The sequence below is a fragment of the Kitasatospora sp. GP30 genome (genome assembly GCF_029892145.1).
In the GTDB taxonomy this organism is placed as follows: Bacteria; Actinomycetota; Actinomycetes; order Streptomycetales; family Streptomycetaceae; genus Kitasatospora; species Kitasatospora acidiphila.
This window is the reverse complement of record NZ_JARZAH010000023.1, coordinates 34,380-60,543: the sequence shown is the minus strand read 5'-3', so window position 1 is coordinate 60,543 and position 26,164 is coordinate 34,380. Positions and strand designations below refer to the sequence as shown.

The window sequence follows — 26,164 nt, the reverse complement described above, 5'->3', positions numbered from 1 at the left end:
TCCTGGCAGGTGGGCGGTCCACCATGCGGGCGCGGGCCGGAGGCCGCTCGGGCCGCCGGTACGGTGTGGGACGTGGCCAAACCCCTCTCGCTCGACTTCGACCCGATCGCCCGCGCCGACGAGCTGTGGACGCAGCGCTGGGGTCGGGTGCCCGCGATGGCGGCGATCACCTCCGTGATGCGCGCCCACCAGATCCTGCTGGCCCGGGTGGACGCGGTGGTCAAGCCCTACGGCCTGACCTTCGCCCGCTACGAGGCGCTGGTGCTGCTCACCTTCAGCCGGACCGGCGAGCTGCCGCTCTCCAAGATCGGCGAGCGGCTGATGGTCCATCCGACCAGCGTGACCAACACGGTGGACCGGCTGGAGAAGTCCGGGCTGGTCTCCCGCCGCCCCAACCCGCTGGACGGGCGAGGGGTGCTGGCCACCATCACCCCGCGCGGCCGGGAGGTGGTGGAGCGGGCCACCCGGGAGCTGATGGCGATCGAGTTCGGTCTGGAGGCCTACGACGAGGGGCAGTGCCGACAGGTGTTCGACCTGCTCAAGCCGTTGCGGGTGGCCGCCGGGGACTTCGCCGAGGGGCGCGCCGAGGAGTCCTGAACAAAGCCGGTTACCCTCTACCGGAGCCCCTTGTCTAGTGAAGGCTGTCGACCAATGAAGCCCACCCCCCTGCTGGCCTGGTACCGCGCCCTGGCCATCGCCACCGGCTGCGCGCTGCTGATCTTCTGCGGCTTCATGATCGCGAAGTACGGCTTCGACGTCGCCCAGAACGCCACCATGTACGTGGCGATGCTGCACGGCTACCTGTACATCGGGTACTTCATCGTGACCTTCCTGCTGGGCCAGAAGCTCAAGTGGCCGCTGGGTCGCCTGATCTTCACGCTGGCGGCCGGCTGCATCCCGTTCGCCTCCTTCATCGCCGAGCGCCGGGTGGTCCGGGAGGCCGCGGCCGCCACCGCCCCGGCCGCCGCCAAGGAGCCGGTCAGCGCCTGACGACCGCACGCAGCACCCGCGAACCCCCGCCACGGCGGGGGTTCGCGCGTTCGAGGGGCGAGACTGCCATCGACAATTACTAGGACGTCCGAGTAAATTGATAGGACGTCCTACTACTTGACCGGAGCGGAGCCCATGGACGCCGAGGAGATCGAGCAGGGCCGGCAGCGCTGGCAGCAGCGCTACGACCGGGCCCGCAAGCGCGACGCCGACTTCACCACCCTCTCGGGTGACGAGGTGCAGCCGGTCTACGGCCCGCCCGCCGACCAGTCCTACGAGGGCTTCGAGCGGATCGGCTGGCCGGGCGAGTACCCCTACACCCGCGGCCTGCACCCCACCGGCTACCGCGGCCGGACCTGGACCATCCGCCAGTTCGCCGGCTTCGGCAACGCCGAGCAGACCAACGAGCGCTACCGGATGATCCTGGAGGCGGGCGGCGGCGGCCTCTCGGTCGCCTTCGACATGCCGACCCTGATGGGCTACGACTCGGATGACGCCCGTTCGCTCGGCGAGGTCGGCCACTGCGGCGTGGCGATCGACTCGGCCGCCGACATGGAGGTGCTGTTCAACAGCATCCCGCTGGGCGACGTCACCACCTCGATGACGATCAGCGGCCCGGCCGTGCCGATCTTCTGCATGTACCTGGTGGCCGCCGAGCGCCAGGGGGTCGACCCGGGCGTGCTCAACGGCACCCTGCAGACCGACATCTTCAAGGAGTACATCGCGCAGAAGGAGTGGCTCTTCGCCCCCGAGCCGCACCTGCGCCTGATCGGCGACCTGATGGAGTACTGCGCGCAGGGCATCCCCGCCTACAAGCCGCTCTCCGTCTCCGGCTACCACATCCGCGAGGCCGGGGCCACCGCCGCCCAGGAGCTCGCCTACACCCTGGCCGACGGCTTCGCCTACGTGGAGCTGGGCCTCTCCCGCGGGCTGGACGTGGACGTCTTCGCCCCGGGCCTGTCGTTCTTCTTCGACGCGCACCTGGACTTCTTCGAGGAGATCGCCAAGTTCCGTGCGGCCCGCCGCATCTGGGCCCGCTGGCTGCGCGACCGGTACGGCGCGAAGACCGAGAAGGCGCAGTGGCTGCGCTTCCACACCCAGACCGCCGGTGTCTCGCTGACCGCCCAGCAGCCCTACAACAACGTGGTGCGCACCGCCGTGGAGGCGCTGTCCGCGGTGCTCGGCGGCACCAACTCGCTGCACACCAACGCCCTCGACGAGACCCTGGCGCTGCCCAGCGAGCAGGCCGCCGAGATCGCGCTGCGCACCCAGCAGGTGCTGATGGAGGAGACCGGGGTGGCCAACGTGGCCGACCCGCTGGGCGGTTCCTGGTACGTGGAGGCGCTGACCGACCGGATCGAGGCGCAGGCCGAGGAGATCTTCGCGAAGATCCTGGCCAAGGGCTCCGAGGACCACCCGATCGGCCCGATGACGGCCGGCATCCTGCGCGGGATAGAGGAGGGCTACTTCACCGGCGAGATCGCCGAGGCCGCCTTCCAGTACCAGCAGAAGGTGGAGAAGGGCGAGAAGCGGGTGGTGGGCGTCAACTGCTTCCCGGGCTCGGTCACCAAGGAGCTGGAGATCCTCCGGGTCAGCCACGAGGTGGAGCGGGAGCAGGTCCGGGCGCTGGGCGCGCGCAAGGCGGCGCGCGACGAGGCCGCGGTGCGCGCGGGGCTGGACGCGATGCTGGCCGCCGCCCGGGACGGCGCCAACATGATCCCGGCGATGCTGGACGCGGTGCGGGCCGAGGCCACCCTCGGGGAGATCTGCGACGTGCTGCGCAAGGAGTGGGGGATCTACCGGGAGCCGGCCGGCTTCTGAGTCGGTCGCTCCGAACGCAACCGCCGGGTCGGCCTCGCCGCCCGGCGGTTCGTCATGTCAGCATCCGGGGCAGCCGGGAACGAGGCCCTGGTTGAGCAGCAGGTCGATGAAGCGGCTGATCCAGTCGGGATCGGCCGGCTCGCCGATCACCAGCATCCGGTGCTCGACCGCGCCGGCGATGGTGTCGAAGATGATGTCGATCTGCTCGGCGATCTCCACGGCGTCGCCCTCGGCCGGTATCTCGCCGCGGGCCACCGCGTGGGCCAGGCCCTCGTGCACCAGCCGCTTCTGCGGGTCGACGATGTGCTCGCGGATCCGCCGGCGCAGCTGCGGGTCGCGGCTGCCCTCGGCGAACAGCGCGAGCAGCGCGGCCTGGCTCTCCGGGCGGGCCAGCAGATCGGCGAACTGCGTGACCACGTCGGCGATGTCGGCCCGCAGGCTGCCCCGGTCGGCGATCGACAGTTCGTCGAAGAGGCTCGCCACTGCGTCCACCACCAGCTCGTTCTTGGACGGCCAGCGGCGGTAGAGGGTGGTCTTGGCGACACCGGCCCGCACTGCGACATCGCCCATGGTCAGGCCACCCCAGCCGAGGTCGGCCAGGGCCTCGCGGGTGGCGTCGAGGATGGCGCGGTCCGCGGCGGCACTGCGCGGGCGGCCTTTTGCACGGGGTGGCGCAGGCTGGGTCGCGGGCTGCGGGGTGGGGGCCACCGCGTCTCCTCATTGGTACTGGTCAGTAGCTTGGGTGGGGAACTGCCACGGTAGCCGCACCGGGCCGGGCGGCGGAAGTCGTCGTCGAAAGTGGGCCACGTCACGTCGGCGAGCGCCGGGTGGGGGTTGCGCCCCGGGGGATCGAGGGAGATACGCTACGACCTGTAGCGAATAGAGCGACAACCACGCGCCGGCCCTGTGGGAGGGGCGGGCGCGGCAGCGCGGGTGGGGATCCGCGCGAGAGGCTCAGCTACCGGGGGCGTCCGCGGCTTTTCCTCGCGGATGGCGCCCGGCACCGGCGCGGACGGGGGAGGATGGTGCCATGCAGCCACGGAACACGCATCTGAACAGCGCCGCCCTGCGCGGCGCGGTCGACCTCGCCGCGGTGAAGGCGGCCGGGGAGGCCGCCCAGAAGGCCGAGCAGGCCCGCGCCGAACGCGCCCGTCAGGCCGCCGCCGGGGGCGACGGGGAGAGCGCCCCGGCGGCCGGCTATCCGCTGGTGATCGACGTCACCGAGGAGACCTTCGAGGCCGAGGTCGTGCAGCGCTCCACCGAGGTTCCGGTGGTGATCGACTTCTGGGCCGAGTGGTGCGGTCCGTGCAAGCAGCTCAGCCCGATCCTGGAGCGGCTCGCCGAGGAGTACGCCGGCCGGATCGTGCTCGCCAAGATCGACGTGGACGCCAACCAGCTGATCGCCCAGCAGTTCGGTATCCAGGGCATCCCGGCCGTGATGGCGGTGGTGGCGGGCCAGCTGGTGCCGCTCTTCCAGGGTGCGGAGAACGAGGCCAACGTCCGCCAGGTGCTGGACCAGCTGATCATGGTGGCCGAGCAGCGCTTCGGCGTCGTCGGCGGCACGGCCGGTACGGTCGGCGCGGGTGCCCCGGCGGCCCCGGCCGCGCCCGGCGACCCGGCGCTGAACGCCGCCCACGAGGCGCTGGACCGCGGCGACCTGGGCGGCGCGATCCAGGCCTACCAGAACGTGCTGGACGAGCAGCCGGGCAACACCGAGGCCCAGCTCGGCCTGGCCCAGGCCGAGCTGCTGCGCCGGGTGGAGGGCTTCGACGCCCAGGCGGTGCGGACCGCGGCGGCGGACAACCCCTCCGATGTGCGGGCCCAGCTGGACGCGGCCGACCTGGAGCTGGTGGGCGGCCATGTCGAGGACGCCTTCGGACGGCTGCTGGACGCCGTGGGCCGGACCGCCGGCGCCGACCGGAACGTCGCCCGGGTGCGTCTGCTGGAGCTGTTCGAGGTGATCGGCCCGGACGATCCGCGGGTGACGGCGGCGCGCAGCGCGCTGGCCCGGCTGCTCTTCTGACGTCCGGTCGGACCGTCCCTGGGTGCCGCCGGTGGCACGGCGGGTGACCTGCGGTGTCGTCAGAGACAAGGCGACAAAGGGCGACCCGGACGAGGGGTTATCAAATCTTGACAACACCCGCGCATCATCACCTCAGGTGACGGTGTGCGGGTGTTTCATTCCTGTTTCCAGCAGATTTCTCCGAGCCTGCCGCCGAGTTTCGTCACTCTGCGTCAATGTCATGGCCGGTTCATGATCATCATCACCAAATGTTGGATTACCCGTCAGTAAGGCGCCTCTTGTGCTTCGGCCAGGATTCCAGCACGATCGGCGACGCCCGGTCCCTCACTTCATCCCCCGGCAGCTTGCCGGACACCTGGAGTGCGGGATCCCCACCGGGTAACCGCCGGACCCGTTCGGCGGTTGAGAGGGCAGGGGGGTGTCCGCGTCCCACCGCGGTTCCTGTCCTCGTTCCGGTCACGCGACCCCGCGTGCCCGGCTGGTTGTCGCTCGGGGGGTGAACACCGGTTGTCGGCTCGCTGTTTACCGGTGCTCGTCGCCACCGAGGACGTAGCTCTTCTCCCATCCCCGGCCGGTCCCTCCGGCCGCCCGGAGATGTACGTCCGAGAAGGAGGACTCGCATGTCCAAGACTTATGGCAAGACCCGCTGGAAGCGCTTCGCCCTCGTGATGGTGCCCAGCATCGCCGCCACCGCCGGTATCGGCATCAGCATCGCGCAGAGCACCCTGGCCGCCTCGTTCGCCGTCTCCGGCCAGCAGTTCAAGGTCACCGTCAACCACCTGCGCGGCTCGAACTTCGCGCAGTTCGGTTCGGTCGACGTCCAGGCCGACGGCAAGACCGCGCACCCCGTGGCCGTCTCGGCGTTCGACAAGGCCACCCTCCACGACATGTGCCAGTCCGTGGTCACCGACCTGGGCCCGCTCGGCAAGTGGACGCTGCAGCTGCACGCGGGTGGTGCCCCCGAGCAGAACCCGACCGACGACCAGAACAGCTACGACCCGTCGAGCGACCCGACTCAGATCCAGGCCAGCAACCTGCTGATCGACATGACCGACCTGAACGCGGACGCGACCTTCCACTCGATCAACATCGGCCAGGACGCGTCCACCCTGCCGGGCAGCGCCGCCCAGGGCTACAAGGACATCAAGGGCGGCGGCCTGCCGACCGGAGCCATGGGCTTCGCCCAGTCCGCCCCCAAGGCCGAGCTGCACAACGTCCAGCAGACCGCCTGGGCCACCTCGGCGGGCACCTTCAAGCTCCCCGGCCTGAAGCTGAACATCTCGCAGGGCGCCAACGAGTGCTACTGATCCGGATCTGACGGTCCGTCCGGCCGGGTCACAGCGCCGGGCGGCACCGACGGAACGGAACCGGGACCGCGACCGCGGACCCGTTGGGCAGGGGGCGGCTGTTTCGAGCCGTCCCCTGGCCGCACACCCAGAGTCTTCACCCTCGGACAGATCCGCGAGGAGTTCCATCGTGACCACCGCAACTGCCAACCTTCAGCCCGACGGCGCCGACCGCTCAGTCCCGCTGGGAGTGCGGTTCCGCGCCTGGCGCCGCAGCCGGCCGTTCTGGGGCGGCATGGTCGCGGTCCTCGCCGGTGTCCCGATCCTGTACTTCCCGTACGCGCACCTCAGCCTGGGCGGGCTCAGCATCGCGATGGCGACCACCGCGGGAGCCGGTTCGCTGGTCATCGGGCTGCTGCTGATGCTGCTCGGCGTGGCCGCCTGGTTCCAGCCGATGAGCCGGGTGTTCTGCGGGGTCGGCGTCACCATCCTGACCCTGATCTCGATCCCGGTCTCCAACCTGGGCGGCTTCGGGACGGGCCTGATCCTGGGCCTGATCGGCGGCGGCCTGCTCTGCGCCTGGACTCCGCTGACCGAGGAGCAGCTGGCCGCGCACGCCGAGGCGGAGGCCTTCCGGCGCCCGGTCGAGGAGAAGCTCGGCACCCGCTGGGCGGGCGATGGCACCGCGCCGGCCGGGCTGGCGCAGTCGGTGGCCGCCGGGGAGGCGGCCAGTGGGCAGGCCGACGGGGCGCCTGCCGAGTCCGCCGCCACCGGGGCGGCTCAGGCCGAGCAGACGGGAGCGGACGAGTGAGCGGGAGCGACAACCAAGCCGAGCCGGCCCAGCCCGACCGGCGCCGCGGCTCCGGCCGGCATGCCGCGCCGCGGGTGCGGGGCCGGAACCGGGCCAAGCTGCTGGGCGCCGCCGCGGTGCCGACCGCGCTGCTGATGGCCGCCACCGTGGCCCCCGAGCTGGCCCACGCGGCGACCGCCGGCAGCGCGGCCAACTGCACCCCCGCGACCACCCCGGCCACCACCGTCACCCCGGTGCCCAAGAGCTCGCTCACGCCGCTGCCCGGGCCCAGCACGCCCGCCGCCGCGGGGGGCCAGACCGCGGGCGGCAAGCCGAGCGCCGCCACCGGGGGCGGCCAGGCGGCCGCTCCCGCCGGAGCCTCCGGCCAGTCGGGCGCCGCTGCCGGGGGCGCCCAGTCGGCTCCGGCCACCGGCACCAAGCCGGCCGGCGCCGCCGAGCCCGCTGCCGCCAAGCCCGCTGCCGCCAAGCCCGCTGCCGCCGTGCCCGCCGGCGCCGCCAAGCCCGCCGCTGCCCCGGCCAGCGCCGCCCAGCAGCAGGCCGCCACCAACGTGACCCGGCAGGCGGTGCAGACCGCCGCCACCCAGCCGGGCACCGCGCAGAGCCAGGACCTGATCGGGAGCATCCTGGGCGGCATCGCCGGGATCTTCGACCCGGGCCACCAGAACCAGCAGAACCCGCCGAGCCCGTCCAGCAGCCCGAGCCCGAGCGGCACCTCGTCGCCGAGCAGCGCCGCGAGCCCGAGCGGCGCCCCGACGGCGGGGAACTCCCCGACCGCGGCGAGCTCCCCGGCCGCCCCGGCGCCCCGGGACGCCGTCCCGGTGGCACCCGGTGCCACCCCGAGCGGCACTGTCACGAGCCCGTCGGCCGCCGCATCCTCGGACGGCCCTGGCGCGCCCCCCAGCGACTCGGCCACCGCGTCACCGTCCCCGAGCGACTCCGCCTCGCCGACCGGCACCCCCTCGCCCTCCGCGGTCGCCTCGGCCCTGGCGAACGGCGACACCCGCCCGCTCTGCCCGGTGGACACCAGCAAGCTGACCGCGTCGGGCGCGCTGACCGGCAATGTGGTGCCGGACCAGAGCTGGACCCTGCACACCACCAAGCTGTCGCTCTACGGCGCGGTCTTCGGCGGTGTCTACGAGGTGCACAGCCCGACCCGCACCTACCGGGTGCTCAAGTTCACCGTCTCCTCGGTGGACATCGACAATCTCGACATGTCGACGGTCGAGGACACCGCGGCCGGCGGCAACCAGGCCAAGACCTTCCATGTGAAGGGCGGCCCGAACACCACCTCGACCATGCGCAACGGCCCGATCACCATGTACGTGGAGAGCCTCAGCGGCCAGCTGGCCTCGCTGTACGGCATCCCGCTGCCGCCGCTGGGTACCATCACGCTCACCCCGGACACCCTGCCGCAGTGGCTCTACAACCTGATCGGCGCCATCCCGATCCCGATCGACATGGCGCTGACCGGTGTCAAGGCGGTGCAGGCCGGCCAGTTCGGCGGTGACCTGCACATCCCGGGGATGCACCTCTACAACGACGACCAGCCCTACGACGGGCTCTGACCGACAAACGCGGTGGGCCCCGCCGGTGTCAACCACCGGCGGGGCCCACTGACGTGTCCGGGGTCAGTGACCGACCCGGGAGCCCAGGTGGTGCACCTGGACCATGTTGGTGTTGCCCGGGATGCCGGGCGGTGAGCCGGCGGTGACGATCACCGTCTCGGCCGCGCCGAGCCGCTTCATGCTGAGCAGTTCCTGGTCGACCTGGAGCACCATCTCGTCGGTGGTTTCGACCTGCTCGGTCACATAGGCCTCCACGCCCCAGCTCAGCGACAGCTGGTTGCGGGTGGCCGAGTCCGGGGTGAAGGCGATCACCGGGATCGGCGAGCGGTAGCGGGAGAGCCGGCGGGCGGTGTCACCCGACTTGGTGAAGGCCACCAGCGCCTGGGCGTTCAGGAAGTCGCCCAGCTCGCAGGCGGCGCGGGCCACCGAACCGCCCTGGGTGCGCGGCTTGCGGCCCGGGTTGAGCGGCTGCAGGCCCTGGGAGAGCAGTTCCACCTCGGCCTGCTCGGCGATCCGGCTCATCGTCTTGACGGTCTCGACCGGGTACTTGCCGACGCTGGACTCGGCCGACAGCATCACGGCGTCCGCGCCGTCCAGGATGGCGTTGGCCACGTCCGACACCTCGGCGCGGGTCGGCCGGGAGGCGTGGATCATCGACTCCATCATCTGGGTGGCGACGATGACCGGCTTGGCGTTGCGGCGGGCCAGCGTGATCAGCTTCTTCTGGACCAGCGGCACCTTCTCCAGCGGGTACTCCACCGCCAGGTCGCCGCGGGCCACCATGATCGCGTCGAAGGCGAGGACGATCTCCTCCATCGCCTCGACGGCCTGCGGCTTCTCGATCTTGGCGATCACCGGCACCCGGATGCCGACCTCGTCCATGACCTTGTGCACGTCGTCGATGTCGGCGGCGTTGCGCACGAAGGAGAGCGCGACCATGTCGACGCCGAGGCGGAGCGCGAAGCGCAGGTCGTCCTTGTCCTTCTCGGACAGGGCCGGCACGTTGACGGCCGCCCCGGGCAGGTTGATGCCCTTGTTGTTGGAGAGCACCCCGCCCTCGACCACCACGGTCTTCACCCGCGGGCCGTCGACGCTGACGACCTCCAGGGCGATGACGCCATCGTTGATCAGGATCGGGTCGCCGGGCTTCACGTCGCCGGGCAGGCCCTTGTAGGTGGTGCCGCAGATGTGCTGGTCACCGGGGACGTCTTCGGTGGTGATGGTGAACGTGTCGCCGTTGTCAACGGTCACCGGGCCGTTGGCGAAGGTCGCCAGACGGATCTTGGGGCCCTGCAGGTCGGCCAGCACACCGATGGTGCGGCCGGTGTCCTCGGCCACCTGGCGGACCTTCAGGTACCGCTCCTCGTGCTCCGAGTGGGAGCCGTGGCTCATGTTGAGCCGGGCGACGTTCATGCCCGCCTCGACAATGGCCTTCAACTGTTCATACGAGTCCGTCGCCGGACCCAGGGTGCAGACAATTTTTGCTCGGCGCATATCGATGATCCTATCCGTATGAGTTAATCCCGGAACGGGGGACGAGCCGTTGGCCCCGGCCATTAACCCTGGTGGACCACGGTGTACGCCTGCTGGGCAATCTCCAGTTCCTCGTCGGTCGGCACCACCGCGACCACTACTCGCGAGTATTCCGGTGAGATCACCCGAGCCTGGTCGGAACGCACCGAGTTGAGCTCCGGATCGACCTCGATCCCCAGCTCGGTCAGGCCTGCGCAGGCGGCGGCCCGCACCGGCGCGGCGTTCTCGCCCACGCCTGCGGTGAAGACGATCGCGTCCACCCGGCCGAGCACCGCGTAGTAGCCGCCGAGGTACTTGCGCAGCCGGTGCACATAGGCGTCGAAGGCGAGCCTGGCGGCCTGGTCGCCGTCCTCGGCCCGCCGCATGATCTCGCGCATGTCGTTCTCGCCGCACAGCCCGAGCAGGCCGCTGCGGCGGTTCAGCAGGTCGTCGATCTCGTCGATGGAGAGCCCGCCGACCCGGTGCAGATGGAACACCACGCCCGGGTCGATGTCACCCGAACGGGTGCCCATCACCAGGCCCTCCAGCGGGGTCAGGCCCATCGAGGTGTCCATGCAGACCCCGCCGGCCACCGCGGCCGCGGAGGCGCCGTTGCCCAGGTGCAGCACGATCACATTGACCTCGGCCGGGTCCTTGCCGAGCAGCCGGGCGGTGGCCCGGGAGACGTACTGGTGCGAGGTGCCGTGGAAGCCGTAGCGCCGCACCCGGTGCTCGTCGGCGACCGCGGTGTCGATCGCGTAGCGGGCCGCGTAGTCCGGAATGGTGGTGTGGAAGGCGGTGTCGAAGACGGCCACCTGCGGCAGGTCGGGGCGCAGCGCCCGGGCCACCTCGATGCCGGTGATGTTGGCGGGGTTGTGCAGCGGGGCCACCGGGACCAGCCGGCGGATCTCCTTCAGCACCTCGTCGGTGATCACGGTCGGTGCGGTGAACCGCTTGCCGCCGTGCACCACCCGGTGGCCGATCGCGGCCAGCTCCGGGGAGTCCAGGCCGACACCGTCGGCGGCCAGTTCGGCGGCCACCGCTTTGAGCGCGGCCGCGTGGTCGGCGAAGACCCGCTCCGACTCGCGCCGCTCGCCGTGGACCGGGGTGTGCACCAGCCGACCGGTGCGCTCGCCGATCTTCTCCACCAGGCCGACCGCCAGCCGCCGGCCGTCCAGCATCTCGATCAGCTGGTACTTGACCGACGAGGAGCCGGCGTTGAGCACCAGGATCCGGGTCGCCTCACGCACCGCCGAACTCCTTGACACCGTCGATCTCCTTGGCGGCCTGGATGGCGGTGATCGCCACCGTGTTGACGATGTCCTGCACCAGCGCGCCGCGGGACAGGTCGTTGACCGGCTTGCGCAGGCCCTGCAGCACCGGGCCGACCGCCACCGCGCCGGCCGAGCGCTGCACCGCCTTGTAGGTGTTGTTGCCGGTGTTGAGGTCCGGGAAGACCAGCACGGTGGCCCGCCCGGCGACCTCGGAGCCCGGCAGCTTGGTGGCGGCCACCTGCGGGTCGACGGCGGCGTCGTACTGGATCGGGCCCTCCACCAGCAGGTCGGGGCGGCGCTCGCGGATCAGCTCGGTGGCCTTGCGGACCTTGTCCACGTCGACGCCCGAGCCGGAGCTGCCGGTGGAGTAGGAGAGCATCGCCACCCGAGGCTCGACCCCGAACTGGGCGGCGGTCTCGGCGGACCGGATGGCGATGTCGGCCAGCTGCGGGGCGTCCGGGTCGGGGTTGACCGCGCAGTCGCCGTAGACCAGCACCCGGTCGGCCAGGCACATGAAGAAGACCGAGGAGACGATCGAGGCGCCCGGCGAGGTCTTGATCACCTCGAAGGCGGGGCGGATGGTGGCGGCGGTGGAGTGCACCGAGCCGGAGACCATGCCGTCGGCGATGCCCTCCTGGACCATCAGGGTGCCGAAGTAGCTGACGTCGGTGACCACGTCCAGGGCCAGTTCGACGGTCATGCCCTTGTGCGCGCGCAGCTCGGCGTAGCGCTGGGCGAACCGGCGGCGCAGCGGCGAGGTGGCCGGGTCGACGATCCACAGCCGGGCCCGGTCGGCCGGCTCCACCGGCTCGGCCGGCTCCGGCAGTGAGATGCCCAGGCTCGCCGCCTTGCGCCGGACGGCGTCCTCCGGGCCGAGCAGGGTCAGGTCGCAGATGTTGCGGCGCAGCAGGATCTCGGCGGCGCGCAGCACCCGCTCCTCGGTGCCCTCCGGCAGCACCACGTGCCGGCGGTCGGTGCGGGCCCGTTCCAGCAGCTCGTGCTCGAACATCATCGGGGTCACCCGGTCCGACCGGCCCAGCTCGATCCGGCTGGTCAACTCGGCGGAGTCGACGTGCAGTTCGAACAGGCCCAGGGCGATCTCGGCCTTCCGCGGGCTGGCGGCGCCGAGCCGGCCCTCGATGTGGGTGAGCGCCGCGGCGGTCGGCCAGCTGCCCTCGTGCACCACGGCCACCGGGGTGCCGGGGGCCAGCCGGGCGGCCAGCGCCAGCACGTCGGGGCCCGGGTGCTGGTCCAGCGTCAGCAGCACGCCGGCCAGCGGCGGGGCGCCGGCCGCGTGTGCGGCCAGCGAGCCGATCAGCAGGTCGGCCCGGTCCCCGGGGGTGACCACCAGGGCGCCCTCGGTCAGCGCGCCGAGGAAGGCCGGCAGCATCGCCCCGCCGAAGACGAAGCCGCGGACGTCCCGGGCCAGCCCGGCGGCGTCGCCCAGCAGCACCTCGGCCCCGGTCGCCTCGACCAGCTGGGCCACCGTCGGGGCGGCCAGCGCCGGCTCCTCGGGGATCACGTAGACCGGCTCCGGCAGCTTGCCGGCGAGTCCGAGCAGCACCTGCGACTCGGCGCTCGGCAGCACCCGGTTGGCGATCGTCGCCAGTATCGAGCAGCCCAGGTCGGCGTAGGCGCGGTGGGCGTTGAGCACCTCGGCGGTGACGGTCTGCTGGTCCTTCTGCTGGCCGCCGACCACCGGCAGCACCAGGGCGCCGAACTCGTTGGCCAGCCGGGCGTTGAAGGCCAGCTCGTCGGGGATGTTGGTGTCGGCGAAGTCGGTGCCGAGCACCAGGACCGCCTCGCACTTGCGCTCCAGGGCGCGGAACCGCTCGACCAGCACCGAGACCAGCTCGTCCTGGCCCAGGGTGGCGGCCAGCGCGGCCGCCTCCTCGTAGCTGAGCCCGTAGAGCTCGCTGGCCGGCAGGTCCACCCGGTAGCGGGAGCGCAGCAGTTGCAGCATGTGGTCGGCCCGCCCCGGCGCGTCGGTGTGCACCAGCGGGCGGAACACCCCGACCCGGTCCACCTGGCGGCTCAGCAGTTCCATGACCCCGAGCTCGACCGCCTGCCGGCCGTCCCCCCGGTCGATCCCGGTCACGTACACACTGCGTGCCACGCGTGCTACCCCGTTCCGTCCGATTCCTCAGGCCCCAGCGGGCCGGGTCGCTTCGACCATACCTTCGCAGCCGGGTCAGGCGTTCGCATGTGCAGTGGCCGGTCGGGGCAAGGGACGAAGATCACTTGGGGGCCGGGATGATGCCGCTCAGCCACTTGAAGGACGGCACCACCAGCGGCCGCCAGGTGGACATCAGGTGCGCCCCGGTGGTCTCGATCGGGGTGACCGACGTCGGCGGCTTGGCGGCCTGCTGCAGCGCGGTGGCGTCCGGCAGGCCGTCGGTCTTGCGGCCGCTCACCCAGAGCGAGACGTTCGGCGGGGTGGCGGCGTGGGTGAGCAGGTAGAGCGGGTTGGAGGTCTGGCTCAGCTTGGGGTCCTTGGCGGTCAGCGAGTCGCTCTCCCCACTCGGGTCGTTGTAGCCGGACATGGCGATCGCGGCCCGGTACCGGTCCGGGTGGCCCAGGGCGAGCAGCGCCGCGCAGTGCGCGCCGGCCGAGTAGCCGGCCACCGCCCACTGGTCGGGGGAGGCGGTGGTGCGGAAGTTGTCCAGGACCATCTGCGGCACGTCGCGGGACAGCCAGGTCTCGGCGTTGACCTTGCCGGGGACGTCCGCGCAGCCGGTGTCGGCGTTCTGCAGCAGGTTGACCCGCGGGGTGACCAGGATGAACGGGGTGATCTGGCCGGACTTCATCAGCGGCGCGAGCTGCTGGGTGACGTTCATGCCGGTGGCGCCGTACCAGGTGCTGGTGCTGCCGGGGTAGCCGGCCAGCAGCTCGACCACCGGGAAGTTCTTGTCCTTGTACGCCGGGTCGTCGTACTGCGGCGGCGTCCAGACCAGCACCTCGCCGTCCACTCCGGAGAGCCGGCCCTTCAGGTCGGTCTCCTTGACGTCCCGCGGCACCGCGTCGGAGCTGGGCGCGTGGAAGGAGGCGACCACCTTGGGGGTGCCGGACTTCTGGTCGCCCGCCAGGCCGTTGTCCTTGGGCGGCACCGGTACCGAGCGGACGTGGCTGGTGGTGCCGAGCAGGTCGTCCCAGTTGGCATACAGCTGGTTGTCGTCGTTCACCCAGGTGAACACCACCGCAATGGCAGTGAACTGGCAGAAAAGGACGGTTGCGAACGAGCCGAGGTAGCCCAGCGGGGTGGCACCGCCCGTGCGGCGGCCCCGGCCGCGTCGGCGGCCGCCGAGGGCCTCCGCGTGGCCGCCCCGGCCGCGTCCCCAGTACGCCAGGGCCAGGGCTATCGAGGCCGCGAAGAGGACGATGGTCAGGATGAAGAAGGGCGTGCCGGTCAGTTCCACGAGAGCAAAGACTGCCAGTACGGGTGTTCGGTTGCGTAACTGGGAGAGCGCTGGGAATCAGGCTGGGAGCAACCAGAGGGTGGCGAGCGGCGGAATGATCAGCTCCGCGCTCTGCGGCTGGTCGTTCCAGGCGATGCTCTCGGCCTTGATCGGCGCGGCGTTGGCCACCCCGCTGCCGCCGAACCGCGGATCGTCGGTGTTGAGCAGTTCGCGCCAGAGCTGGTCGGTGCCGGCCAGCTTGGGCAGCCCGATCCGGTGGCCGTGCCGGACCACGGGGGAGAAGTTGCAGACGACCACCAGCGGCGTGCCGTCGGCGGCGTAGCGGACGAAGGCGAGCAGGTTGTCCTCGGCCGCGCCGGCGTCCAGCCAGCGGAAGCCGGCGGGCCGGGTGTCCTGCTCCCAGAGCGCGGGGACGTCCAGGTAGCTCCGGTTCAGTGCGGCGACCAGCCGGCGCACCCCGAGGTGGTCCTCGGCGGCCGGCCAGCCCTCGTCCAGCACCCACCACTGCGGTCCCTGCTCGTGGTGGAACTCCGCGCCCTGCGCGAACTCCTGGCCCATGAACAGCAGTTGCTTGCCCGGGTGGGCCCACATGAAGCCCAGGTACGCCCGGTGGTTGGCGCGCTGCTGCCACCAGTCGCCGGGCATCTTGCTCACCAGCGCCCGCTTGCCGTGCACCACCTCGTCGTGCGAGATCGGCAGCACGTAGTTCTCCGAGTAGGCGTACACCATCGAGAAGGTGATCTCGTTGTGGTGGTACTTGCGGTGCACCGGCTCCTTGGACATGTAGACCAGCGAGTCGTGCATCCAGCCCATGTTCCACTTCAGGCCGAAGCCCAGACCGCCGCTGTCGGTGGGGCGGGTGACGCCGTCCCAGGCGGTGGACTCCTCGGCGACGGTGACGACGCCGGGGCAGCGGCGGTAGACGGTGGCGTTCATCTCCTGGAGGAACCGCACCGCGTCCAGGTTCTCCCGGCCGCCGAACTGGTTGGGCGCCCACTCGCCGTCGGCCCGCGAGTAGTCGAGGTAGAGCATGGAGGCGACGGCGTCGACCCGCAGGCCGTCGATGTGGAACTCCTCGCACCAGTAGACCGCGTTGGCGACCAGGAAGTTGCGCACCTCGGTGCGGCCGTAGTCGAAGGTCAGGGTGCCCCAGTCGGGGTGCTCGGCGCGGCGCGGGTCGGCCGGCTCGTAGAGCGGCTCGCCGTCGAACCGGGCCAGCGCGAAGTCGTCCTTGGGGAAGTGGGCCGGCACCCAGTCCATGATCACGCCGATGCCGGCCCGGTGCAGCGCGTCCACCAGGTGGCGGAAGTCGTCGGGCGAGCCCAGCCGCGACGTGGGCGCGTAGAACCCCGACACCTGGTAGCCCCACGACCCGCCGAACGGATGCTCCAGCAGCGGCATGAACTCCACATGCGTGAAGTTCAACTCCCGTAGGTACGCGGGGAGTTCAACCGCCAACCGGCGGTAGTCCAGGCCGGGGCGCCAGGACGGCAGGTGCACCTCGTAGACGGACATCGGCTCGCGGTGGTGGTGGGCCTCGGCGCGCTTGGCCAGCCACTCGGCGTCGCCCCAGACGTAGTCGGAGTCGGCGACCACCGAGGCCGTCTCCGGCGGCAGCTGGGCCTGCCGGGCCAGCGGGTCGGCCTTCTGCCGCAGCTGCCCGTCCCGGCCGCGGATCTCGAACTTGTACCGGGTGCCGACCGGCAGGTGCGGCACGAACAGCTCCCAGACCCCGCTGGCGCCCAGCGAGCGCATCGGGAACCCGGTGCCGTCCCAGTGGTTGAAGTCGCCCACCAGCCGGACCCCGACGGCGTTCGGCGCCCAGACCGCGAAGCCGATCCCGGCCACCCCGGCCACGGTGCGCCGGTGCGCGCCCAGGGCCTGCCAGAGCCTCTCGTGCCGGCCCTCCCGGATCAGGTGCAGGTCCAGCTCGCCCAGGGTGGGCGGCAACCGGTAGCCGTCCTCCTGGGGCAGCGGTTCGCCGCCCGGGTAGCTCACCAGCAGCCGGTAGGCGGGGATCGCCGAGCCCGGCAGCAGCCCGGTGAAGAGGCCGCCCTGCTGGTGGGTCAGCTCGGCCGGGCCGTAGGCGGTCTCCACGGTGACCCGCTCGGCCAGCGGGCGAAGCACCCGGATGGCCGTCCCCCCGGTGGTCGGATGGGCACCGAGCAGTGCGTGCGGGTCGTGGTGCGCGCCGCTCACCAGCCGCTCGATCTCGGCGGGCGGCAGCGGCGCCTCGGCGAGCCGCAGCACCGGACCGTCCACCGCCGGGGCCTCGATGGCCGGGACTGCCGGCGCCTTCGGGACGACCGGCACGGGCGCCGACCGGCCCCCGCCCCGGCTCCGACGGTTCGGCTGACCCGGCTGACCGGCCTGGTGTGCCGCCTGGGCTCGGCCGCCGCCGCTGCCCGGGCGGCCCGGCAGGAAGGTGGCGGGCACGTTCGGGGTGGGGCGGTCGAGCGGGGCCACGGCTGGATCCTCCTGGGACGGCTACGGAACGGGCGGGGCAATTGCTCTGACCATAGGTCAGATCGCGGTGGCGAGCCTGTGGATGGCGGTCAGTGGGATCGGCAGCCAGCTGGGCCGGTGCCGGGCCTCGTAGACCACCTCGTAGACCGCCTTGTCGATCTCCAGGGCCCGCAGCAGCTCCGGGCAGGCCGCCGGATCGGTGCCGCCGGCCGCCGTGTAGCCGGCGCAGTAGGCGGTGCGGTTGCGGGCCGCCCAGCTGGCCGCCAGATGGGCCAACTGGGGGTCCGGCTGCGGTGCGCCGGCCAGCAGGTGGGCGGCCGCGTAGTCGAAGGAGCGCAGCATCGCCGCCACGTCCCGCAGGGCCGGTTGCGGCAGCCGCCGCTCGGCCACCGACTTGGCCGGCTCGCCCTCGAAGTCCAGCAGCACCCAGCCGTGCGGGGTGCGCATCGCCTGGCCCAGGTGCAGGTCGCCGTGGATCCGCTGCACCATCAGGCCGGTCAGGTGGTCCGCCGTCAGCTGCTGGAAGGCGGCGTGCAGGGCCGGCCGGTAGCGCCGCAGCGCGGGCACCGCGGCGGCGGCCACGTCCAGCCGCTCGGCCATCCCGGTGGCCAGCCGCCCGGTCTGCTCGCGGTCCAGCCGGGCCACCGGCAGCGCGCGGGCCAGCACCCGGTGCACCTCGGCGGTGGCCCGGCCGAGCCGGTGCGCCTCCACCGCGAAGTTGCCCGGACTGGGGTCGCCCTTGAGCCGGGCCACCTGGTCCAGGGCCAGCTCCCAGCCGTCCTCCGCGTCCGGTAGGAACCGCTGCAGCAGGCCCAGGGTGGCCGGCTCGGAGCCGGCCATCCGGCTCTCGAACCAGGCCGCCACCCGGGGGATCCGGGTGCTGCCGGCCCTGGAGAGCGCCAGCGAGAGCTCCAGGTCGGGGTTGGTGCCGGGGCTGATCCGGCGGAACAGCTTGAGGATGAACGCGGTGCCGAAGATGACCGAGGTGTTGGACTGCTCGGCGGTGCCGGCCCGGCCCAGCAGATCGCTCGGCAGGCCGGGGCCGGGGGTGCGGCGGAACGCCAGCGGGCCGAACCGGTCGGCGGTGGCCAGGTGGGCGAGCAGCCGGCCGGTCAGCTCCGGGTCGTGCACCGCGTCGTAGAGCGCCGCGCCGTCGTACGGGCCGTGGGTCAGGCTGCCGAGCGAGGCCTCGGGCAGCAGGTCGGCCGGTGCCTCGGCCCGCAGGCCGAGCAGTAGTTGGTAGAGGTCGGACTGCTCGCCGTGCTCCACCCTGAGCAGCAGGTGCAGCATCGCCGGGTCGCCGGTCACCAGCGGGGTCGCGGTGACCGGGCGCAGGCCGGTGATCGCCTGGCCCTTGCCGGCGTACCAGCGCTGGCCGGGCAGCCAGTCGGCGATCATCGGCAGCGCGGCCTCGACCAGCTCGCCGACCGCCAGGGAGGTGCTGCCGCGCGGTCTGTCGGTGTGCCCGGACTGCCCGCCGACGCCGCGGCCCGCGCCGCCGGCACCGTGTGGACCGCCCGCGCCGCCCTGGCCGCGGGGCGCGGTTCCCGCGTCGCGGTGGGCGTGGGCTTGAGAACGGGAGATTTCCGACATGACTCCCTTTCCCCGGAAACAGGCTGACGGCCCGGTGGATCAGGCCGGGCCCGCCAGTCTTCCGGATTTCGGCGGCGCTGCGGCGGCGGCACGCGAGTCTGGCTCGGGTGTCACGCCTGAGGGGTAGGCATTGGGCTGTTCTCCGTACGAGGTGGCGCGCGGTGTGCCCGGGGGCGCAGCTGCCTCGCGCCGTGCGCCCCCGGGGCCGCTGGATCGCTACTGCGCCACGGGCCTGCGCAGCTGGAACCAGTAGAAGCCGTGCCCGGCCAGGGTGAGCAGGTACGGCCACTCGCCGATCGACGGGAACCGCACCCCGCCGATCAGCTCGACCGGGTAGCGCCCGCCGTACTGCCGCAGGTCCAGCTCGGTGGGCTGGGGGAAGCGGGAGAAGTTGTTGACGCACATCACCAGGTCACCCTCGTACTCCCGGACGAACGCCAGAACGGCCGGGTTGCTGGACGGGAGTTCGGTGTAACTGCCGAGCCCGAAGGCCGGGTTGAGCTTGCGGATCTCGATCATGCGCCGGGTCCAGTGCAGCAGCGAGGACGAACTGCTCTGCTGCGCCTCGACGTTGGTCACCTGGTATCCGTAGACCGGATCCATGATGGGCGGCAGACTGAGCCTGCCCGGGTCGGCGGAGGAGAAACCCGCGTTGCGGTCGGGCGTCCACTGCATCGGCGTGCGCACGCCGTCGCGATCCCCCAGCCAGATGTTGTCGCCCATGCCGATCTCGTCACCGTAGTAGAGCACCGGGGAACCGGGCAGCGACAGCAGCAGCGCGGTGAACAGCTCGGTCTGGTTGCGGTCGTTCTCCAGCAGCGGGGCGAGCCGGCGGCGGATGCCCACGTTGGCCCGCATCCGCGGGTCCTTGGCGTACTCCGCGTACATGTAGTCGCGCTCCTCGTCGGTGACCATCTCCAGGGTCAGCTCGTCGTGGTTGCGCAGGAAGATGCCCCACTGGCAGCCGTGCGGGATGGCCGGCGTCTTGGCGAGGATTTCCGAGACCGGGTAGCGGGACTCCCGGCGCACCGCCATGAAGATCCGCGGCATCACCGGGAAGTGGAAGGCCATGTGGCACTCGTCGCCGCCGGAGGTGAAGTCGCCGAAGTAGTCCACCACGTCTTCCGGCCACTGGTTGGCCTCGGCCAGCAGCACGGTGTCCGGGTAGTCGGCGTCGATCTCCTTGCGGACCCGCTGGAGGAACTCGTGGGTCTCCGACAGGTTCTCGCAGTTGGTCCCCTCGCGGGCGAACAGGTACGGCACCGCGTCCAGCCGGAAGCCGTCGATGCCCAGGTCCAGCCAGAACCGCAGGGCCGCCATGATCTCGTCCTGGACCCGCGGGTTGTCGTAGTTGAGGTCCGGCTGGTGGGAGAAGAACCGGTGCCAGAAGTACTGCTTGCGGACCGGGTCGTAGGTCCAGTTGGAGGTCTCGGTGTCGACGAAGATGATCCGCGCGTCCGGGTACTGCTTGTCGTCGTCGGCCCACATGTAGAAGTCGCCGTACGGGCCGTCAGGATCGTTGCGGGAGGCCTGGAACCACGGGTGCTGGTCGCTGGTGTGGTTCATCACGAAGTCGATGATCACCCGCATGCCGCGCTTGTGCGCCGCGTCCACGAACTCCACGAAGTCGGCCAGGTCGCCGAACTCCGGGAGCACCGCCGTGTAGTCGGCCACGTCGTAGCCGCCGTCGCGCAGCGGGGAGGCGAAGAACGGCGGGAGCCAGAGGCAGTCCACTCCCAGCCACTGGAGGTAGTCGAGCTTGGTGGTGAGCCCCTTGAGGTCACCCACACCGTCGCCGTTGCTGTCCTGGAAGGACCGCACCAGCACCTCGTAGAAGACCGCACGCTTGAACCACTCCGGGTCCAGGTCCTTCTGCTCGGTGTCCGCGAAGGTGTCGGGGACGGGCTCGTTCACAATCACAGGGAGATCCTCCGAACGGTGAGGAGGTGGGCCGGCGACGCTGAGGGGTCGAGCCGGACGTAGTTGTGGCGGTGCCAGGTGTACTGCTCGCCGTTCAGCTCGTCGGTGACGGCGAACGGACCGTCACTCGGAAGGGTGACGGTGGCCTCCTGCGGGTGCCACGGGTCGAGGTTGGCCACGACGATGACCTCGTCCTCGCCGGTGCGCTTGGTGTAGGCGATCACCTGGTCGTTGTCGGTGGGCAGGAAGGCGAGGTTGCGCAGTTCCTGGAGCGCCGGGTGGGCCCGGCGCAGCTCGTTGAGCCGGGTGAGCAGCGGGGCCAGGGTGTCGGTGCGGGTCCAGTCGCGCGGGCGCAGCTGGTACTTCTCCGAGTCCAGGTACTCCTCGGTGTCCGGGCCGGCCGGTACGCACTCGGCGTGCTCGAAGCCCGCGTAGACGCCCCAGCTGGGGGAGAGGGTGGCGGCCAGCACCGCGCGGACCGCGAACGCGGCGGGGCCGGTGTGCTGCAGGTGCCGGGGCAGGATGTCCGGGGTGTTGGCGAAGAAGTTGGGCCGCATGTAGGCGGCCGCCGCACCGGACAGCTCGGTGAGGTACTCGGTGAGTTCGTGCTTGCTGTTGCGCCAGGTGAAGTAGGTGTAGGACTGCTGGAAGCCGATCTTCGCCAGGGTGTGCATCATGGCGGGGCGGGTGAAGGCCTCGGCCAGGAAGATGACGTCCGGGTCGGTGCGGTTGATCTCGCCGATCACCTTCTCCCAGAAGTGGACGGGCTTGGTGTGCGGGTTGTCGACCCGGAAGATCCGCACGCCGTGGCCCATCCAGTGGCGCAGCAGCTTGAGCGTCTCGCGCACCAGGCCGTCGAAGTCCTGGTCGAAGTTGATCGGGTAGATGTCCTGGTACTTCTTGGGCGGGTTCTCGGCGTAGGCGATGGTGCCGTCGATGCGGTGGCTGAACCACTCGGGGTGCTTGTTGACCCAGGGGTGGTCGGGGGAGGCCTGGAGGGCGAAGTCCAGGGCGATCTCCAGGCCGAGTTCGCCGGCGCGGGCGACGAAGGCGTCGAAGTCCTCGATGGTGCCCAGGTCCGGGTGGATCGCGTCGTGGCCGCCCTCGGGGGAGCCGATCGCCCACGGCGAGCCGACGTCGTCGGGGCCCGGGGTCAGGGTGTTGTTGGGGCCCTTGCGGTAGGCCTGCCCGATCGGGTGGATCGGCGGCAGGTAGACCACGTCGAAGCCCATCGCGGCGACCGCCGGCAGCCGCTCCGCAGCGGTCTGGAAGGTGCCCGAGCGCGGGGGGTTCAAGGTGGCGCCCTCGGACCGCGGGAAGAACTCGTACCACGACCCGTACAGCGCCCGCCGCCGCTCCACCTGCAGCGGCAGGGGCGCCGAGGAGGTCACCAACTCCCGCAGCGGGTGGCGGGCCAGCACGGCGGTCACCTCGGGAGTCAGCGCGGCGGCCAACCGGGTGAGCGGCGGGCGGGACGGATCGCGCAGCGCGGTGACCGCGCGCAGCACCAGCGGGCGCCCGTCCCGCTTGGGCACCTCGGCGGCGGCGCGCTCGAGCAGCAGCGCGCCCTCCTCCAGGATCAGCTCGACGTCCTGGCCGGCCGGGATCTTGATGGCGGCCGCGTGCCGCCAGGTGGCCACCGGATCGCTCCAGGCCTCCACGGTGTAGCTCCACCGGCCCTCGGCCGTCGGGGTGACCTCGGCGCCCCAGCGGTCGGTGCCGGGCGCCAGCTCCCGCATCGCAACCCTCAGTCCGCCGCGGCCCTTGGGATCACGCAGCAGCACATTGGCGCCCACCGCGTCATGGCCCTCGCGGAACACCGTCGCGGTGACCAGGAAGGTCTCGCCGACCACCGCGCGGGCCGGGCGTCGGCCGCCGTCCACCACGGGGGCGACGTCGAGCACGGGGATCCGACCGATCATCGGGTCGCTCTCCTTGGTCTTCGTCCGGGGCGCGGCCGTGCGCTTCCTGGGGGTGGCGGGCTTGGCACCGCCGGACTTCGCGGGCGTCTCGGCCGTTCGGGTGGCGCGGCGCCGCAGCGGCGTGGGAGCCGGTGCCGCTATGGCCGGAATCGATACCGAAGGCAGGGCGGATGACTCCAATCCTTCGGACACCAGTGCGGACTGATTCCGTGTATCGCCGTGCATGCCGAGACTCCTGCCCGAGATCGGCGGCAGTCCCGGGGCGTCAGGGCGCCGGGGAGTGCCGGAGGACTTCTGGGTGGGGGGACTGAGGAGCGACCGGTGCCTGCCCGTACCGCCGTGTCCGGGGTATGGCCGACAGCTGTTTTGCTGCTGGCGGCGCCCACGGGGCCCGGGACGGTGAGACGGCGCACGTCCCGGCGCGCGGCCTCGTGGCACGCCCGGTAGGGCGATTCCGACCCACCCGCGGAAACGACCGGGGCAGGGGTGAGGACACGCGACGACCCACCAGGGAGTACTCCGGTGAGCCGAGTGGGCTAACGGACGGTCAGGGAAGGCAACGGATACGCGGAGGACCGGCCGAGCCGCACGGGAATCGCCACCCATGCCGACCCTGCGAGCGCGGCCTGTGCACATCCTCGCACTGTTCGTAGCTCTTACCACTCGGTATGAGGCCAGCGCGGTGGTGCGGGGGAGCAGTTCGGCCAGTCGTCTCAACCCCCGGGTGGCGGAAATCCGCGCCCGGCGTGCGCCTCGCGGGGCAAGTGCGCCGTGTGCGCCCCTGGGAGCTTCGACTGCGCCGGACGTGATCTCTTCAATCGCCCGAATGGGTAGCAGCTACGGGAGTTGACGCCACATCAGCCACCCTCGGCGGTCTACGCTTCGAGCCGTGAAGGCCATCCGCAGATTCACCGTCCGCACCGTCCTGCCCGAGCAGCTCCAGCCGTTGCACGAGCTCGCGCTCAACCTGCGCTGGTCCTGGCACCCGGAGACCCGGGAGCTGTTCCGCGCGGTCGATCCGGGAGTCTGGGAGGCCGTCGGCGAGGACCCGGTCCGCCTGCTCGGCGAGGTGCCGGCCCGCCGGCTCGCCGCACTGGCCTGCGACCGCCGCTTCCTGCGCCGCCTCGGCGACCTCACCGACGACCTGGCCGACTACCTGGGCGCGCCGCGCTGGTACCAGTCGGCCCCGGGCGCCGAGGCGCTGCCGGCCGCCATCGCCTACTTCTCGCCGGAGTACGGCATCGCCGCCGCGCTGCCGCAGTACTCCGGCGGCCTGGGCATCCTGGCCGGCGACCACCTCAAGGCCGCCAGCGACCTCGGGGTGCCGCTGATCGGGGTCGGGCTGTTCTACCGGCACGGCTACTTCCGCCAGTCGCTCAGCCGGGACGGCTGGCAGCAGGAGCGCTACCCGGTGCTCGACCCGGAGGAGCTGGCCGTCACCCTGCTGCGCGAGGCCGACGGCACCCCGGCCCGGGTCGAGCTGGCACTGCCCGCCGGGCGGCGGCTCGCCGCGCAGATCTGGCGAGCCCAGGTCGGGCGGGTGCCGCTGCTGCTGCTCGACTCCGACGTGGCGGCCAACGCGGCCGGCGAACGGGACGTCACCGACCGGCTGTACGGCGGCGGCAGCGAGCACCGGCTGCTCCAGGAGATGCTGCTGGGCATCGGCGGGGTGCGCGCGGTGCGGGCGTTCTGCCGGATCACCGGGCACCCCGCGCCCGAGGTCTTCCACACCAACGAGGGCCACGCCGGGTTCCTGGGCGTCGAGCGGATCCGCGAGCTGGTGGCCGACGACCGCGGGCACGACTTCGGCGCCGCGCTGGAGGCGGTGCGGGCCGGCACCCTGTTCACCACCCACACCCCGGTGCCCGCCGGCATCGACCGCTTCGAGGCCGAGCTGGTGGCCCGTCACTTCAGCGGCGACGCGGCGCTGCGCGGGGTGCCGGTGGACCGGGTGCTGGCGCTCGGCCTGGAGAACTGGCCGGGCGGCGACCCCAAGCTGTTCAACATGGCCGCCATGGGCCTGCGGCTGGCCCAGCGGGCGAACGGCGTCTCCACCCTGCACGGCGCGGTCAGCCGCGGCATGTTCGGAGCCCTCTGGCCGGGCTTCGACCCCGCCGAGGTGCCGATCACCTCGGTCACCAACGGGGTGCACGCGCCCACCTGGATGGACCCGGCGGTGGTCCGCCTCGGTGCCGCCCGGATCGGCGCCGACCAGGCCGAGGCGGCGATGACGGCCGGCGAGGCCGGGCCGTGGAGCGCCGTGGAGCACATCGACGACGGCGAGATCTGGGAGGTCCGGGGCAGGCTGCGGGCCCAGCTGGTCGAGGAGGCCCGGCGGCGGCTGCGCGCCTCCTGGCGGGTCCGCGGCGCCGGCGACGCCGAGCTGGGCTGGACCGGCACGGTGCTCGACCCGGAGGTGCTCACCATCGGCTTCGCCCGCCGGGTGCCCTCCTACAAGCGGCTCACCCTGATGCTCCGGGACCAGGAGCGGCTGCGCTCGCTGCTGCTGCACCCGACCCGCCCGGTGCAGATCGTGGTGGCCGGCAAGGCGCACCCGGCCGACGACGGCGGCAAGCGGCTGATCCAGCAGCTGGTGGCGTTCGCCGACGACCCGGCGGTGCGGCACCGGATCGTCTTCCTGCCCGACTACGACATGGCGATGGCCACCCGCCTCTACCCGGGCTGCGACGTCTGGCTGAACAACCCGCTGCGCCCGCTGGAGGCCTGCGGCACCTCGGGGATGAAGGCGGCGCTCAACGGCTGCCTCAACCTCTCGGTGCTGGACGGCTGGTGGGACGAGTGGTACGACGGGCGCAACGGCTGGGCGATCCCCACCGCCGACGCCGCGGGGATCGACGAGGACCAGCGCGACGACATCGAGGCCGCGGCGCTCTACGACCTGATCGAGCACCAGGTGGCGGCCCGCTACTACGAGCGCGGGCCGGACGGGCTGCCGCACCGCTGGATCGCCATGGTCCGGCACACCCTGGCCACCCTGGGCCCCAAGGTGCCGGCCGGCCGGATGGTCCGCGAGTACGTGGAGCGGCTCTACGCCCCGGCGGCGCAGGCCCAGCGGCGGCTGGACGGCCCGGGCGCCCGGCAACTGGCCGACTGGAAGGCCCGGGTCCGCCAGGCCTGGCCCCAGATCGTGGTCGGCCCGGTGGACGCGGCGGTCGCCGAGGCCGCCGAGCTCGGCACCGCGCTGGCCCTGAAAGTGCAGGTGACCCTGGGCACCCTGACCGCCGAGGACGTCGAGGTGCAGGTGGTCTCCGGCACGGTCGACGAACAGGACCGCCTCCGCGAGATCGACCTGGGCACCCTCAAGCCGGCCGGCGGCCCCGACCTGACCGGCTGCCAGCGCTACGAGGGCACCCTGGAGCTCAACCGCACCGGCCCGTTCGGCTACACCGTCCGCGTCCTCCCCTCCCACCCGCTGCTCGCCGCCTCGGCCGAACTGGGCCTGGTGGCACTGCCGGTGGAGTCGGCGGGCATGGACGCGGGGGTGCTGCGCTAGCGGGCCCGCCAAGAGGGTGCGCGGGACGTCGGGTGGGCCGACTTCCCGCGC

The 26,164-nt window shown here is 72.0% G+C and carries 17 protein-coding genes; 8 read left to right on the top strand and 9 right to left on the bottom strand.

Annotated features, from left to right (window positions below; all coding sequences use genetic code 11):
• Positions 1–72: 72 nt before the first annotated feature.
• From P3T35_RS26600 to P3T35_RS26590, 3 genes are all read left to right on the top strand, one after another.
• On the top strand, positions 73–597 hold the full coding sequence (locus P3T35_RS26600) for a MarR family transcriptional regulator (RefSeq protein ID WP_101385269.1): 525 nt from the start codon (positions 73–75) through the stop codon (positions 595–597).
• A 54-nt stretch (positions 598–651) separates the two neighbouring features.
• Complete coding sequence (locus P3T35_RS26595; protein ID WP_101382245.1) at positions 652–990, top strand: DUF3817 domain-containing protein; 339 nt, start codon at positions 652–654, stop codon at positions 988–990.
• Between the two features lie 135 nt (positions 991–1,125).
• Positions 1,126–2,811 (top strand): methylmalonyl-CoA mutase family protein, encoded by a 1,686-nt coding sequence (locus P3T35_RS26590; RefSeq protein WP_101382246.1) that lies wholly within the window; start codon positions 1,126–1,128, stop codon positions 2,809–2,811.
• Positions 2,812–2,868: 57 nt separating this feature from the next.
• Here the strand turns inward: P3T35_RS26590 and P3T35_RS26585 are convergent, their stop codons facing one another.
• Positions 2,869–3,519 (bottom strand): TetR/AcrR family transcriptional regulator, encoded by a 651-nt coding sequence (locus tag P3T35_RS26585; protein WP_101382247.1) that lies wholly within the window; start codon positions 3,517–3,519, stop codon positions 2,869–2,871.
• A gap of 322 nt (positions 3,520–3,841) precedes the next feature.
• Here P3T35_RS26585 and trxA point away from each other — a divergent pair, with 322 nt between their 5' ends.
• From trxA to P3T35_RS26565, 4 genes are all read left to right on the top strand, one after another.
• Entirely contained in the window at positions 3,842–4,834 is a 993-nt protein-coding gene (trxA, locus tag P3T35_RS26580; protein ID WP_101382248.1) for a thioredoxin, read from the top strand.
• Positions 4,835–5,454: 620 nt separating this feature from the next.
• A complete protein-coding gene (locus P3T35_RS26575) occupies positions 5,455–6,141 on the top strand; it encodes a DUF6230 family protein (protein ID WP_101382249.1) in 687 nt (228 codons plus the stop codon).
• Positions 6,142–6,310: 169 nt separating this feature from the next.
• A complete protein-coding gene (locus tag P3T35_RS26570) occupies positions 6,311–6,931 on the top strand; it encodes a DUF6114 domain-containing protein (protein ID WP_101382250.1) in 621 nt (206 codons plus the stop codon).
• Positions 6,928–8,496 carry a hypothetical protein gene (locus P3T35_RS26565; protein WP_101382251.1) on the top strand — a complete coding sequence of 523 codons (1,569 nt, stop codon included), beginning with the start codon at positions 6,928–6,930 and terminating at the stop codon, positions 8,494–8,496. Before P3T35_RS26570 ends, P3T35_RS26565 begins: the two co-directional genes overlap by 4 nt.
• 63 nt (positions 8,497–8,559) lie before the next feature.
• Here P3T35_RS26565 and pyk read toward each other — a convergent pair whose 3' ends face one another.
• The 8 genes from pyk to P3T35_RS26525 all read right to left on the bottom strand — a co-directional run bounded on the left by pyk (position 8,560) and on the right by P3T35_RS26525 (position 22,599).
• Entirely contained in the window at positions 8,560–9,990 is a 1,431-nt protein-coding gene (gene pyk, locus P3T35_RS26560) for a pyruvate kinase (protein ID WP_101382252.1), read from the bottom strand.
• Between the two features lie 62 nt (positions 9,991–10,052).
• The gene (locus tag P3T35_RS26555) at positions 10,053–11,258 is read right to left on the bottom strand and encodes an acetate kinase (RefSeq protein WP_101382253.1); all 1,206 of its coding nucleotides are present in this window, start codon (positions 11,256–11,258) and stop codon (positions 10,053–10,055) included.
• Positions 11,251–13,398 carry a phosphate acetyltransferase gene (gene pta, locus P3T35_RS26550; RefSeq protein WP_101382254.1) on the bottom strand — a complete coding sequence of 716 codons (2,148 nt, stop codon included), beginning with the start codon at positions 13,396–13,398 and terminating at the stop codon, positions 11,251–11,253. Before pta ends, P3T35_RS26555 begins: the two co-directional genes overlap by 8 nt.
• Before the next feature lie 121 nt (positions 13,399–13,519).
• A complete protein-coding gene (locus P3T35_RS26545; RefSeq protein ID WP_101382255.1) occupies positions 13,520–14,698 on the bottom strand; it encodes an alpha/beta hydrolase-fold protein in 1,179 nt (392 codons plus the stop codon).
• Between the two features lie 57 nt (positions 14,699–14,755).
• Positions 14,756–16,960, bottom strand: coding sequence for a 1,4-alpha-glucan branching enzyme (gene glgB / locus P3T35_RS26540; RefSeq protein ID WP_280708054.1), 2,205 nt, complete (start codon positions 16,958–16,960; stop codon positions 14,756–14,758).
• 261 nt (positions 16,961–17,221) lie between these two features.
• Positions 17,222–18,757: a maltokinase gene (locus tag P3T35_RS26535; RefSeq protein ID WP_180356583.1), complete on the bottom strand. Its 1,536-nt coding sequence runs from the start codon at positions 18,755–18,757 to the stop codon at positions 17,222–17,224.
• A gap of 216 nt (positions 18,758–18,973) precedes the next feature.
• The gene (gene treS / locus P3T35_RS26530) at positions 18,974–20,677 is read right to left on the bottom strand and encodes a maltose alpha-D-glucosyltransferase (RefSeq protein ID WP_101382256.1); all 1,704 of its coding nucleotides are present in this window, start codon (positions 20,675–20,677) and stop codon (positions 18,974–18,976) included.
• On the bottom strand, positions 20,674–22,599 hold the full coding sequence (locus tag P3T35_RS26525) for an alpha-1,4-glucan--maltose-1-phosphate maltosyltransferase (protein WP_101382257.1): 1,926 nt from the start codon (positions 22,597–22,599) through the stop codon (positions 20,674–20,676). Before P3T35_RS26525 ends, treS begins: the two co-directional genes overlap by 4 nt.
• An 889-nt stretch (positions 22,600–23,488) precedes the next feature.
• Between P3T35_RS26525 and glgP the strand changes: the two genes are divergently transcribed.
• Positions 23,489–26,113 carry an alpha-glucan family phosphorylase gene (gene glgP / locus P3T35_RS26520; RefSeq protein ID WP_101382258.1) on the top strand — a complete coding sequence of 875 codons (2,625 nt, stop codon included), beginning with the start codon at positions 23,489–23,491 and terminating at the stop codon, positions 26,111–26,113.
• Positions 26,114–26,164 lie beyond the last annotated feature (51 nt).

What these genes read in the sequence shown, in the direction of transcription:
- P3T35_RS26535 (WP_180356583.1), bottom strand. Translation starts at nt 18,757, where the DNA reads ATGTCGGAAATCTCCCGTTCTCAAGCCCACGCCCACCGCGACGCGGGA.
- P3T35_RS26590 (WP_101382246.1), top strand. Translation starts at nt 1,126, where the DNA reads ATGGACGCCGAGGAGATCGAGCAGGGCCGGCAGCGCTGGCAGCAGCGC.
- P3T35_RS26575 (WP_101382249.1), top strand. Translation starts at nt 5,455, where the DNA reads ATGTCCAAGACTTATGGCAAGACCCGCTGGAAGCGCTTCGCCCTCGTG.
- P3T35_RS26595 (WP_101382245.1), top strand. Translation starts at nt 652, where the DNA reads ATGAAGCCCACCCCCCTGCTGGCCTGGTACCGCGCCCTGGCCATCGCC.
- P3T35_RS26525 (WP_101382257.1), bottom strand. Translation starts at nt 22,599, where the DNA reads ATGATCGGTCGGATCCCCGTGCTCGACGTCGCCCCCGTGGTGGACGGC.
- trxA (WP_101382248.1), top strand. Translation starts at nt 3,842, where the DNA reads ATGCAGCCACGGAACACGCATCTGAACAGCGCCGCCCTGCGCGGCGCG.
- pyk (WP_101382252.1), bottom strand. Translation starts at nt 9,990, where the DNA reads ATGCGCCGAGCAAAAATTGTCTGCACCCTGGGTCCGGCGACGGACTCG.